The organism is Paraburkholderia sp. BR10923 (assembly GCF_040948765.1).
Classification (GTDB): Bacteria; Pseudomonadota; Gammaproteobacteria; order Burkholderiales; family Burkholderiaceae; genus Paraburkholderia; species Paraburkholderia youngii.
This window is the reverse complement of sequence record NZ_JBFPKO010000001.1, coordinates 507,771-520,187: the sequence shown is the minus strand read 5'-3', so window position 1 is coordinate 520,187 and position 12,417 is coordinate 507,771. Positions and strand designations below refer to the sequence as shown.

12 protein-coding genes are annotated in these 12,417 nt (G+C 65.6%); 5 read left to right on the top strand and 7 right to left on the bottom strand.

Annotation, left to right across the window (positions count from 1 at the left end):
• Positions 1–124 precede the first annotated feature (124 nt).
• Positions 125–1,180: a CaiB/BaiF CoA transferase family protein gene (locus AB3X94_RS02355; protein ID WP_368610782.1), complete on the top strand. Its 1,056-nt coding sequence runs from the start codon at positions 125–127 to the stop codon at positions 1,178–1,180.
• A gap of 10 nt (positions 1,181–1,190) precedes the next feature.
• Here the strand turns inward: AB3X94_RS02355 and AB3X94_RS02350 are convergent, their stop codons facing one another.
• The 3 genes from AB3X94_RS02350 to alr all read right to left on the bottom strand — a co-directional run bounded on the left by AB3X94_RS02350 (position 1,191) and on the right by alr (position 4,073).
• Positions 1,191–1,469: a DUF2866 domain-containing protein gene (locus tag AB3X94_RS02350; protein WP_176108271.1), complete on the bottom strand. Its 279-nt coding sequence runs from the start codon at positions 1,467–1,469 to the stop codon at positions 1,191–1,193.
• A gap of 153 nt (positions 1,470–1,622) precedes the next feature.
• Positions 1,623–2,999 carry a DNA repair protein RadA gene (gene radA, locus AB3X94_RS02345; RefSeq protein WP_013089722.1) on the bottom strand — a complete coding sequence of 459 codons (1,377 nt, stop codon included), beginning with the start codon at positions 2,997–2,999 and terminating at the stop codon, positions 1,623–1,625.
• A gap of 3 nt (positions 3,000–3,002) precedes the next feature.
• Positions 3,003–4,073: an alanine racemase gene (gene alr / locus AB3X94_RS02340; protein WP_368610695.1), complete on the bottom strand. Its 1,071-nt coding sequence runs from the start codon at positions 4,071–4,073 to the stop codon at positions 3,003–3,005.
• 218 nt (positions 4,074–4,291) lie between these two features.
• Between alr and lplT the strand changes: the two genes are divergently transcribed.
• Together lplT and thiD are read left to right on the top strand one after the other, a co-directional pair.
• Positions 4,292–5,599 (top strand): lysophospholipid transporter LplT, encoded by a 1,308-nt coding sequence (gene lplT / locus AB3X94_RS02335; protein WP_176108269.1) that lies wholly within the window; start codon positions 4,292–4,294, stop codon positions 5,597–5,599.
• A gap of 61 nt (positions 5,600–5,660) precedes the next feature.
• Positions 5,661–6,467, top strand: a complete 807-nt coding sequence (gene thiD, locus AB3X94_RS02330; protein WP_176108268.1) for a bifunctional hydroxymethylpyrimidine kinase/phosphomethylpyrimidine kinase — start codon at positions 5,661–5,663, stop codon at positions 6,465–6,467.
• A 6-nt stretch (positions 6,468–6,473) separates the two neighbouring features.
• Here the strand turns inward: thiD and AB3X94_RS02325 are convergent, their stop codons facing one another.
• The 4 genes from AB3X94_RS02325 to tsaB are packed head-to-tail and all read right to left on the bottom strand — an operon-like array spanning position 6,474 to position 9,802.
• Positions 6,474–7,475: a DUF1853 family protein gene (locus AB3X94_RS02325; RefSeq protein WP_368610694.1), complete on the bottom strand. Its 1,002-nt coding sequence runs from the start codon at positions 7,473–7,475 to the stop codon at positions 6,474–6,476.
• Positions 7,476–7,501: 26 nt separating this feature from the next.
• The gene (locus tag AB3X94_RS02320) at positions 7,502–8,488 is read right to left on the bottom strand and encodes a uracil-DNA glycosylase (protein ID WP_176108266.1); all 987 of its coding nucleotides are present in this window, start codon (positions 8,486–8,488) and stop codon (positions 7,502–7,504) included.
• The gene (gene rimI / locus AB3X94_RS02315; protein ID WP_368610693.1) at positions 8,475–8,969 is read right to left on the bottom strand and encodes a ribosomal protein S18-alanine N-acetyltransferase; all 495 of its coding nucleotides are present in this window, start codon (positions 8,967–8,969) and stop codon (positions 8,475–8,477) included. The genes AB3X94_RS02320 and rimI overlap by 14 nt, the downstream gene beginning before the upstream one ends.
• On the bottom strand, positions 8,966–9,802 hold the full coding sequence (gene tsaB / locus AB3X94_RS02310) for a tRNA (adenosine(37)-N6)-threonylcarbamoyltransferase complex dimerization subunit type 1 TsaB (protein ID WP_368610692.1): 837 nt from the start codon (positions 9,800–9,802) through the stop codon (positions 8,966–8,968). The genes rimI and tsaB overlap by 4 nt, the downstream gene beginning before the upstream one ends.
• A gap of 167 nt (positions 9,803–9,969) precedes the next feature.
• Here tsaB and AB3X94_RS02305 point away from each other — a divergent pair, with 167 nt between their 5' ends.
• Positions 9,970–10,239, top strand: a complete 270-nt coding sequence (locus AB3X94_RS02305) for an acyl-CoA-binding protein (protein WP_152851132.1) — start codon at positions 9,970–9,972, stop codon at positions 10,237–10,239.
• A 426-nt stretch (positions 10,240–10,665) separates the two neighbouring features.
• Complete coding sequence (locus AB3X94_RS02300) at positions 10,666–12,282, top strand: DEAD/DEAH box helicase (protein ID WP_368610691.1); 1,617 nt, start codon at positions 10,666–10,668, stop codon at positions 12,280–12,282.
• The last annotated feature ends 135 nt before the right edge of the window (positions 12,283–12,417 follow it).

Sequence of the window (12,417 nt, the reverse complement as noted above, 5' to 3'; positions counted from 1 at the left end):
CGGCACGCAACGGCCGGGCCGCGCCGGCATCCACGGGAGCTTGGCTTTGTCATTTGCGAACTCGTCGTCCGCGTCATCGGTGTCTGGACCCGCAGCTGCAACGGCAACCGAGCTGCCGCCACCGTTGCAAGGACTCCGCGTGCTCGACCTCACGCGCCTCTTGCCGGGGCCGGCGGCCGCGCTGCGTCTCGCCGAGCTCGGCGCCGATGTGCTGAAGATCGAGGCGCCCGGCGCGGGCGACCCGACGCGCACGATGATGCAATCGTCGAGCGATCGTGTCGCGGGCCGGCCCGGTGCGTTCTACCGGATGGTCAATCGCGGCAAGCGCGAGACGCGCCTCGACCTCAAATCCGAAGCGGGACGCAACGTGCTGCGCGCGCTCGCGGCCGAAGCCGACGTGCTGATCGAGAGCTTCCGGCCCGGCGTGATGGAGCGACTCGGCCTGGGTTACGCGACGCTCAGCGCAGCCAATCCGCGGCTCGTCTATTGCGCGATCAGCGGATATGGCGCAAGCGGTCCATTCGCGGACCATGCCGGTCACGACCTGAACTACATCGGCTATGCGGGCGTGCTCGATCAACTGGCAAGCCGCGACGGTGCGCCGATCGTGCCGAACTTCCAGATCGCCGATCTGCTCGGTGGCGCCTTGAGCGCGGTCACGCAGATTCTCGCCGCGCTCTGGCATGTCGCGCGAGGCGGCGCGGGCCGCTTCGTCGATGTATCGATGACGCACACGAGCTATGCGCACAACTTCGTCGCGCAGGTCTCCCTGCTCAACGAAGGGGCGGCGCCCGCCGCGGGCAGTGGTCTGTTGAATGGCGGCGTGCCCTGCTACAACCTGTACCGCACGAGCGATGAGCGCTGGCTCGCGGTCGGCGCGCTCGAATTGAAGTTCTGGGAAACGCTGTGCATGGCGCTCGACCGGCCCGAATGGGCGACGCGTCACTGGAGCCTGGGGCAGGCGATCGGCGGTCCCGATGCCTTGGCGCTCATCCGGGAACTCGCTGAGGTGATTGCGACGCGCACGCTCGGCGAATGGGTGGAATCGTTGGAATCGCTCGATTGCTGCGTGTCGCCGGTGCTCACGCCCGCTGAAGCGGCGCAGCATCCGCTGTTCAATCCGCATGCGTATGCGGCGGTGGCCGCGAGCGCCGCCGACTCGGACGACGACGGGGCATGAACCGCCACCGTCAACGCCGCGTCGCCGTCTGGCGCGGCAACGTTTGACGCGGCGATTTCTCGTCGTCGTACAGCAAGTGCTTGCGACCTTCCACATGGCGGCTGATCGTGGCGCGCACTTCGGCGGCTGTCACGTCTTCGGCCACCACCCGCCGCGAGATCTGCCCGGCGGTGTCGATCCACTCGACGATTCGGCAAGCGCCGCCCCAAGGCTGATGAATCGGTGCGGAGACCCGGCAGCCGCGCACCTGGATGTGCTGGTCGGCAGCGGTTTCATGTGACTGTTTCAAAGCGCGATCCTTTTTCGAGCATCAGAAGGGATGCATATCGTTACAGCTTAGGAAAAAGGTATGGCGGCCAGGTTACAGCCAATATGGCGATATTTACAGGGCATTACGCGACCGCAAGCGCACAAAGTACCGGCGAGCCGTCGCCGCCCCCGTCTATTCGAGCGTGCGGACGCGGTCGATGGCCTGTTCGATCCGTTCGACCGCAACGACCTGTAAGCCTTCGATCGGCTGTTTCGGTGCATTGGCCTTCGGAATCACCGCCACCGAGAAGCCGAGCTTGGCCGCTTCCTTCAGGCGTTCCTGACCGCGCGGCGACGGCCGGATTTCGCCGGCGAGGCCGACTTCGCCGAACACGACGAGCCCTTTCGGCAGCGGCTTGTTGCGCATCGACGAATGAATCGCGAGCAGTACCGAGAGGTCTGCGGCGGGCTCGGAGATCTTCACGCCGCCCACCGCGTTCAGGAACACGTCCTGATCGAAACAGGCGATGCCCGCGTGCCGATGCAGCACCGCGAGCAGCATCGCGAGCCGGTTCTGTTCGAGGCCGACCGCGAGGCGCCGCGGATTCGGCGCGTTGGCCGAATCGACGAGCGCCTGCACTTCGACGAGCAACGGCCGCGTGCCCTCCTGCGTGACGAGCACGCAGGACCCCGGCACCGACTGTTCGTGCTGCGACAAAAACAATGCCGACGGATTCGCGACGCCGCGCAAACCACGCTCGGTCATCGCGAACACGCCGAGCTCGTTGACCGCGCCGAAGCGGTTCTTGATCGCGCGCACGAGACGGTACGACGAGTGCGTATCCCCTTCGAAATACAGCACCGTATCGACGATATGTTCGAGCACGCGCGGCCCCGCAAGCGCGCCCTCTTTCGTCACGTGCCCGACCATGATGATCGTGGTGCCCGACTGCTTGGCGATGCGGGTGAGTTGCGCGGCGCACTCGCGCACTTGCGCAACCGAGCCCGGCGCCGATGTCAAAGCATCCGAATAGACGGTCTGGATCGAATCGATCACGGCGACTTCGGGCCGTTGCTCGGTGATCGTCGCCTGAATTTTTTCGAGCTGGATTTCCGCGAGCAATTGCAGTTCGCTCGCCTTCGAGCCGGGTTCGAGCAGTGCGAGCCGTTGCGCGCGCAACGCGATCTGCGCGCCCGATTCTTCGCCGCTGATATAGAGCGCGCGCTTGTCCGCGGCGATTTCCGCGAGCGACTGCAACAGCAGCGTCGATTTACCGATGCCCGGATCGCCGCCAATCAGCACCACGCCGCCCGGCACGAGGCCGCCGCCGAGCACGCGGTCGAATTCGCTGACGCCGGTGGAAAAGCGCGGCACGTCCGACGCGTCGATGTCGGCGAGGCGCCGCACTGGTGTGCTCTTCGCAAGCGACTGGAAACGGTGACCGGACGGCGCCTCGGCGACCGATTCGACGAGCGTGTTCCACGCCTGGCAGGACGGGCATTGACCGGACCACTTCGGCGACTGTCCGCCGCATTCGCCGCAGATGTACAACGTCTTCGCTTTCGCCACGCGTTACTCCGCCCGAACCGGCACACGCGGCGCGACCGCGCACATCAGCTCGTAGCCGATCGTGCCGCAGGCTTGCGCGACGTCGTCGATGGGCAGCGCGGTACCCCACAGTTCCACGCGCGAGCCGACGTTGGCGGTCGGCACCGGGGTCAGGTCGACGGTCAGCATGTCCATCGACACACGTCCAACGATTCGCGTGCGCACGCCATCGACGATCACCGGCGTGCCTTCGGGCGCGACGCGCGGATAGCCATCCGCGTAACCGCACGCGACCACGCCGATGCGCATCGGCCCGCGCGCGGTGAACGTGGACCCGTAGCCGACCGAACTGCCTTCGGCGAGCGTTTGCACGGCGATCAGTTCCGACGCGAGCGTCATCGCGGGCTGCAGGCCGGTGCCGTCGATCGCGGCCGTCACGCCGGACGGCGACGCGCCGTACAGGATGATGCCCGGACGAACCCAGTCGAAATGCGCTTCCGGATGCCACAGCGTCGCGGCCGAATTCGACAGGCTGCGCGCACCGGCGATGCCCTGCGCGCCGCGCTCGAACGCCTCCATCTGATGAGCAATGCCGCGCTCGCCATCGGCATCGGAAAAATGCGTCATCAACGTGATCTGGCCGACCCCATGGCAGGCGCGCGCGCGCTCCCATGCGGCACGGAATTTTTCGACCGTATAGCCGAGCCGGTTCATGCCGGTGTTCATCTTCAACTGGATATTGACCGGTTTCGACAGGCGCGCCATTTCGAGCATGCGCAGCTGCTCGTCAGAATGCAGCGCCGTGGTCAAGCTGTAGCGGTCGATTACGTCGATGTCGGTCGGCCGGAAAAAGCCTTCCAGCAGAAGAATTGGGCCTGCCCAGCCCAATTCACGCAACTTCACCGCTTCTTCGAGGTCCAGCAACCCAAAGCCGTCCGTCGCGCGCAATCCGGGAAACACGCGCGCGAGGCCATGCCCGTAGGCATTAGCCTTGACGACGGCCCAGATTTTCGATTTCGGCGCATAGCGCCGCGCGACAGCGAGGTTATTGGCGAGAGCAGCGGTATGAATCGTGGCGGAAAGGGGGCGCGGCATGGGATTTTTTCGAAAAGACACTTGCGAATCAGCGGCTTACAAGGCGTTTTCAGCGCTCTGCGGCCCGCTGGGCGGTGCGATCAAGGATTCTGCTAGTCTGAATCCATCTATTTTCATGATATAAAGCCGTGCGCACAACCCATTTCGATCGGCATAAGCCCGGACGCATAACAAACGGCCGGGGCGGACGGACCGCAGCGAGGACAGCATCGCATCAGATGAAAAAAGGCTTTTACACCATCATGGCCGCGCAGTTTTTTTCGTCGCTGGCCGACAATGCGCTTCTGATCGCTGCTATCGCACTGCTGAAAGATCTTCACGCTCCGAACTGGATGACGCCGCTGCTCAAGCTGTTTTTTGTGCTGTCGTACGTCGTCCTTGCCGCCTTCGTCGGCGCATTCGCCGACTCCCGTCCGAAAGGACGCGTGATGTTCATCACCAATACGATCAAGGTGGTCGGCTGCATCACGATGCTGGTCGGCGCGCATCCGCTGATTGCGTACGGCATCGTCGGCTTCGGCGCGGCGGCCTACTCGCCCGCCAAATACGGCATTCTCACCGAACTGTTGCCGCCTGACCGGCTGGTCGCCGCGAACGGCTGGATCGAAGGCACCACGGTCGGCTCGATCATTCTCGGCACGGTCCTCGGCGGCGCGCTGATCAGCCCGCACATCGCCGCGCCGATTCTCAAATGGCACGTCCCCACCGTGAACACGCCTGCGGAAGCCGCGATGCTCGTGATCATGGGCATTTACGTGGTCGCCGCGCTATTCAATCTGCGCATTCCCGACACCGGCGCGCGCTATCCGCGCCAGGAACACGGTCCGATCCGTCTGATCACCGATTTCGCCGACTGCTTTCTCGTGCTGTGGCGTGACAAGCTCGGACAGATTTCGCTCGCCGTGACGACGCTGTTCTGGGGCGCGGGTGCGACGCTGCAATTCATCGTGCTGAAATGGGCCGAGGTGTCGTTGGGCATGTCGCTGTCCGAGGCGGCGATCCTGCAGGCGGTGGTCGCGGTGGGCGTCGCGGGCGGCGCGATTTTTGCGGCTTCGCGTGTGCCGTTGAAGAAGTCGCTGTCGGTCTTGCCGGTCGGCATCATGATGGGTATCTCCGTGATGCTGATGGCGTTCTATACGCGCGATCTGTTTCCCCCGCACTGGGGCATTTATTTTGGCCGCATGCACGTGTCGGGCTACCTGATCTTCGCGTATATCTTCCTGATGTTCGTGGGCGGCCTGTCGGGCTTTTTCGTCGTGCCGATGAATGCGCTGCTGCAGCATCGCGGGCACGTGCTGCTGTCGGCAGGCCATTCGATCGCCGTGCAGAACTTCAACGAGAATCTGTCCGTGCTCGTGATGCTGTGCCTGTACGCGGTGCTCGTGTGGCTCGACGTGCCGGTTACCGTGGTGATCGTGCTGTTCGGCACCTTTGTGTGCGTGATGATGTGGCTCGTCATGCGACGCCACCAGGCGAACCAGCGCGCGTTCGATTCGGTCGCGCTGATCGGCGAAGCCAAGCACTGATCAACCGCGCCGGGCCGGCCGCGACACGCACGAGCGCGCCCTTCTTCTTCCTCGCTCGACAATGACTCAAACGATTCCCAATGTGCTGACGATCGCCGGTTCCGATTCCGGCGGCGGCGCCGGCATCCAGGCCGATCTGAAGGCTTTCTCCGCGCTCGGCGCCTATGGCGCGAGCGTGATCACCGCGCTGACCGCGCAGAACACGCGCGGCGTGACCGCGATCCACGCGCCGGACCCAGGGTTCATCACCGCGCAGCTCGACGCGGTGTTCGACGACATCCGCATCGACGCGGTGAAGATCGGCATGCTCGCGAACGCGCCGATCGCGCGCGCGGTTGCCGACGCGCTGCGCCGTCACCGGCCCAAACACATCGTGCTCGACACGGTGATGATCTCGAAGAGCAATCACGCGCTATTGCTGCCCGATGCGGTCGCGGTGGTTCGCGACGAACTGCTGCCGCTCGCCGATCTGCTGACGCCGAATCTGCCGGAAGCGGCCGCGTTGCTCGGCACGCAGCCCGCCACCGGCGAAGCCGGCATGGTCGAGCAAGGCGAAGCGCTGCGTGGGCTCGGCGCGCGCGCGGTGCTGATGAAGGGCGGCCATCTGAGCGCGACCGATAGCCCCGACTGGCTCGTGCAGGAAAGCGGTACGCTGCGTCTCGGCGGTCCGCGCGTGCCGGTGAAGAACACGCATGGAACTGGCTGCACGTTGTCGTCGGCGATCGCGGCGTTGATTCCGCAGCGCGACGATCTCGCTAGCGCCGTGGCCGATGCGAAGGTTTATCTAACCGGTGCGCTGCAGGCGAGCGAGCGGCTCGACGTCGGCCACGGCGTGGGGCCGGTGCATCACTTTCATCGGTGGTGGTGAGCGACGCTATTGCTTCGCGTAACGCCGCGCGTGCTCGGGCCAGTCGTCGGGCACGATAAAGCCGCGCGAGCGCTCGAGCAGACGTCCCGTGTTGTCTTCGATGAATCCGGCAACCATCGTCGGGCCGTATTGCGGTGAGATTCGAGCGGCGAGCGCGGTTGCGTCGACATAGCTCGAGTCGTCCGCGCCGGCTTGCATTCGATACTGCGGCGCGAGCCATTCGAGCCGCGGCAACAGCCGCCACTTGCGCGTGTGCGCGCACTCGAAAGCCGGCCAGTCGCGATGCGTAACCCACCAGCCGCGGCCATGCGCGGGATCGAGTTCGGGAGGATCGGTGGGCGTGGCGCCATGCCGGTAAAACAGCCAGCCTTTGACGAACATCTGCGGCGTCCACGCGCCCGTATAGCCCGTCGTTGCAAATTCCTCGCGTGCGCTGAGCGGCAACTGATGATCGAGCAGATGCGCGAGCTTCAGATCAAAGCGGTCCTTCAGATTGGGGCCGACATAATCGGCGAGACGCGCCGCCTCTGCCCCATTCGGATCGCCCGCATGCAGATAGCACTTCACCGCGAGTTCCCAATGCAGTCGCGCGCCCTCGCGTGTGCGCACGAGGAAATCGCATTCACCGAGCGTGCGGCCCGCGTGCCGTAGCGGCACACCCGCTGCGATAAGTTGCGTGCCCGGCCCATGACGAAGGAAAAAGCCCAGCAGGCGTTCGGCGTAGCGGCCAAGACGCGTGATGCGCGTTGCCGCGAGATCCTGATGCAGAGGTTCTGGAGTGGCATCGAGCGCGCGCAGCCAGTCGAGCGTGGCCTGCAATTCCTGCGGTGTGTCGAATGGATCGGCGAGCGCGCCCGCGGGAGGCTGAGGGCGCAACAGATCGGGACTCAGCAGCAGCCAGGCGAGATCGCGGACGGCGGGATCGCGCAGCGCATCGACTGAAGCATCGTCACGCAAACCCAGCAACGTATCGAGAAGCGCCGCGCGGCTGACAGACGTGGCGGACATGCGCGCCGCCGGTCCCTCGGGGATCGTCACTTTGATTCGTTCGACGGCGCGCCGCCGTTCGCGAGCCACGTGGCGCGCGCAAGGCACAGGTCCGTCCATGCCTTGGCCTTGTCGGGCAGGCTACGCAGCAGATAGGCCGGATGATAGGTGACGATCACCGGTACACCCTCGTACGTATGCACGCGGCCGCGCAGCGACGAAATGCTCGCCTCGGTCTTCAGCAGACTTTGCGCGGCGAAACGGCCGAGCGCGACGATCAGTTTCGGCTTCACGAGCGACACCTGGCGCTGCAGATAAGGTTCGCAACGCGCGACCTCATCCGGCTGCGGATTGCGGTTGCCAGGCGGCCGGCACTTGATCACGTTCGCGATATAGACGTTGGTGCCGCGCGCGAGCGCGAGCGAATGCAGCATGTTGTCGAGCAGTTTGCCGGCCTGGCCGACGAACGGTTCGCCTTGACGGTCCTCGTTCTCGCCGGGCGCTTCACCGATCAGCATCCAGTCGGCCTCGCGATCGCCGACGCCGAACACCGTGTTCGTGCGCTTCTCGCACAGCCGGCAGGCCTCGCATCCGGCGACGCGCTCGGCGAGCGCGTCCCAGTCGAGCGTGTGGATAGCCGGCAGCGCGGGCGCGTCGCGGCGTGCTTCGGCCGGTGCGGGGGCCGATGCCGTTGGATCGTCGAACCACGCGAAGTCGTCGTCGGGTGGTGCATCGAAAGTTGGCGGGGCTGAAAAGTCCGGTTGCGGTTGTGATGTCTCGCGGCGCGCGGCGGTTTCGTCGAAGCGCGGTGCGGGTTCACGCGGCGCTTGCTGCGGCTGCGCGTCGGCGGTTGCGCGCAGCGCTTCGCGCGCGGTCTGCGGCGCCGGCTCCGCGCGTCGCTCGTCGTTTGCGTGTTCCGCCAGCGACTGCGACGCATCACCCTGCCCGGCCTCCGCCTCGCGCGCGGCGAGTCCGCGACGCACCCACAGCGGCGCGAGTCCAAATTCTTCGAGCACCGTTTCATGCAGCGCCATCTTCGCCCTCCGTGGCAAACGACAGACGCATCACGATCGCGTCTTCCCGGGCGCGATGCCGCGCCGGATAATAATTTTTGCGCCGGCCGATCGATGCGAAGCCAAAGCGCTCGTACAACCGGATTGCCCGATGATTCGACGGCCGCACTTCGAGCAGCAGCCCGTCGAGCTTCTTCGCGTGCGTGATGCGCACCGCCTCGCGCAGCAGCGCGAGGCCCGCGCCGGCGCCTTGCGCTTGAGGTGCGACGCAAAGATTTAGCAGATGCATTTCGTCGACGACCGGCATCAGCACGCAATAGCCGATCAAAGTGCCCGTCACGTGACGCAGACAGACGCCGAAATAGCCGTTGCGCAGCGAGTCGCCGAAGTTGCCGCGACTCCACGGAAACTCATACGCTAGCTTCTCGATCGCGGCGACTTCGTCCAGGTCGCTTTCGGTCATCGGCGACATGTAGCGGTCCGTGAGCAGCACGCCGCTCATGGGCGCGCCTCGTCGTGGGACGGCTGGCCAGCCGCGCCGTTGGGCGCACTCTGTGCGGACTGCCCGGCGCTATGAGCCGCTTTGGCCGATTTCGCCGCTTTGTCGGCCAGGCGCTCGGCGGTCGTCTGCGCGACCTTGTCGCGGACGTACTCGGGCGCGGCCTGATCGGCTGGTACCGTGCGACCCGCATGGAACGCGCGCAGCGCCGCGTACGCGAGCGGCAACGCATGCGGCAACGCCTCGCCATCGACGCGCTGCGCGGCCGCGACCGCCGGCAATCGCTCGCCGAACGCGGCTGCCGCGTTGCCGGCGAGTGTGAACGGTACGTCGGGCAGCGCGATCCGCTCGGGCGCATCGAGCGACGCCGTCTGAACGGTGCGCCATTCGTGTTGCGCGTCGTCCCACGCGTAGTCGGCCCAGTAGATTTCGTCCATGCGCGCGTCGAGCGCGGCCAGCACGCGCGTGGTCGACGGATCGCGCAGGCGGGCGCTCTCCGCGCACGCGAGCAGCGTGCCGATCGGTACGACTGGCAGGTTCAGGCCGAACGCGAGGCCTTGGGCGACACCGGTCGCCGTACGCAGTCCGGTGAACGAACCCGGACCCGAGCCGAACGCGATCGCGTCGCAGTCCGCCAACGGGAGGCCGGCTTCGTCGAACAGTTCGCGGATCGCCGGCAGCAGGCGGGTACTGGACACCGCGCCGGTTTGTTCGTGACGAACCCAGACGCGCGGTTCGGCGTTGGGCTGACCGGCGGCATCGACGGACGCGGACACGAGCGCCGCCGAACAGAATTCGGTCGATGTATCGATTGCAAGGAGCAATGTTTGAGTCATGGACCGTATTGTAATCGGCGCGGTGCGCGTGAATGGTGGTTTGCGCGACCACGCTGCCCCCCTTCGCGGCTGCCCGGTTTGGAATAAGCCCTCGGCCCCCGCGGCGGCGGTCAATTGTTATGATTTTCAGCCGATCTCATCTATCCCGCCACGCGGGCCAAACCACCATGACCGATATCAACTCCCAGTTCGAACAAGCCCAGCAGGACGTCAAGCAGTTGCCCGAGCGTCCGGGCAATCTGACGCTGCTGCGTCTGTATGCGCTCTTCAAGCAGGCGAGCGAAGGCGACGTGCACGGCGACAAGCCGGGCTTCACCGACATCGTCGGCAAATACAAGTACGAAGCTTGGGCGGCGCTCAAGGGCACCGCGCAGGACGCTGCTAAGCAGCAATACGTCGAGCTCGTCGAATCGCTGAAGAGCGGTGCCGCGGCCTGAGTCTCCGGCGCGCCAATCTCACTTCCCTACTGCATTCCGTCACTTTTTTCTGTCGGAATTGCCTGAATGGTGGCGCAGTGCAGCAAAGGTCGCTATAATGCCGCCTGCGCTTCACTGCTTCGCCCGTTTTTTCCAACGGTCCTCGCGGCGCAGCGTCCCATAGCGTTTGCTCCAATCCAGTTTAGAACCTGTCCCCTTCTGCCTAGCCCACTACGGGCTCAAGTCCCAGGCTGGCGACTCGCCATGTTGGCATGTCGCATCCGATACAGCTTCTAACGAAAAACTCGCCTTCATTGTCGCGAGTTGCCCCCGTTTTTCGATTTGCTCGCTGCTTTTTTGCTCGCTGAATCCGACGACTTGGGTATGCCGATTGGCGTTGACGTTTTTCATCCGATGAACCACCCAGGATCGTTTTCAAGGATTCACATGACTTTGAGCAACACCCCCAGCAGCCCGTTGAACGCCATCGCCGACGAAGCACTTGGTCTCGAGCCCGCCGCTCCCGCAGCCGCCGCGCAGGCTGACGCCAAGCCGAGCTTCGCGTCGCTCGGCCTGTCCGCGGAAGTCGTCTCCGCGCTGACCGCCGCTGGCTACGAGCACCCCACGCCGGTGCAGCAACGCGCTGTGCCGGCCGGTATCGCCGGCCGCGATCTGCTGGTTTCGAGCCCGACCGGGTCGGGCAAGACCGCCGCCTTCATGCTGCCCGCCATCGAGCGTTTCGCGCAGCTGCAAAAGGCCCAGGCGAGCCAGCCGCGCGAACCGCGCCCGGCCGACGGTGGCCGCGGCCGCCGTCCGCAGCCGGTCGCACGTCCGACCATGCTGGTGCTGACGCCGACCCGCGAACTCGCGATGCAGGTCACGACCGCCGCCGCGACGTACGGCAAGCACCTCAAGCGCCTGCGCACCGTCAGCATTCTCGGCGGCGTCGCTTACGGCCAGCAGCTGATGCTGCTCGCGAAGAACCCTGAAATCCTCGTTGCGACGCCGGGCCGTCTGATCGACCACCTCGAGCGCGGCCGCATCGATCTGTCGCAACTGCAGATCCTCGTGCTCGACGAAGCCGACCGCATGCTCGACATGGGCTTCATCGACGACATCGACACGATCGTCGCCGAGACGCCGGCTACGCGTCAGACCATGCTGTTCTCGGCCACGCTCGACGGCAAGATCGGCTCGCTGACCGGCCGTCTGTTGAAGGACCCGGAGCGTATCGAGATCGTCCAGCGCATGGAGCAGCGCACCAACATCTCGCAAACCGTCCACTACGTCGACGACCGCGATCACAAGGACCGTCTGCTCGACCATCTGCTGCGTGCCGACGGCCTCGATCAGGCGATCGTCTTCACGGCAACCAAGATGGACGCCGACCAGCTGGCAGGCCGTCTGGCCGACGCCGGTTTCGAATCGGCCGCGCTGCACGGCGACCTGCCGCAAGGCGCGCGTAACCGCACGATCCGCGCGCTGCGCGAGCGCCGCGTGCGCGTGCTGGTTGCAACCGACGTCGCCGCTCGCGGTATCGACATCCCGGGCATCACGCACGTGTTCAACTACGACCTGCCGAAGTTCGCCGAAGACTACGTGCACCGTATCGGCCGTACCGGCCGCGCGGGCCGCTCGGGTATCGCGGTGAGCCTCGTGCATCACGCCGAACAGGGCGCGTTGAAGCGCATCGAGCGCTTCGTGCGCACGCCGCTGCCGGTCAACGTCGTCGAAGGCTTCGAGCCGCGCAAGGCGCCGCCTTCGGGCAACGGCCGTCCTGGATTCGGTGGCCGCGGTCGTCCGGCCGGTAACGGCCGCCGCTTCGGCAGCGGCTCGGGCAAGCCGGGCGGCTACAGTGGCTCGCGCAACGGCAACGGCAACGGCAACAGCAACGGCGGCGGCTGGGGCAACAAGTCGGCCGGCGGTTCGCGTGACGGCTACGGCTCGCGCGAAAGCCACGGCGGTTCGCGTGACGGCTATGGTTCGCGCGACGGTTACGGTTCGCGTGACGGTTACGGCGCGCGCCGCAACGACGGTCCCCGTTCGGCACGTCGCGGCAGCTAATCGCTAGCCATCAGACCCACGGACGGCTTCGCGCCGTCCGTGGCAACAGAAGAAACCGGCGCTCAGGCGCCGGTTTTTTTTCGCCTATCGACTGCCCGCCCCAAATTTCACGATGTAAAAAAATTTTTTGCGTCG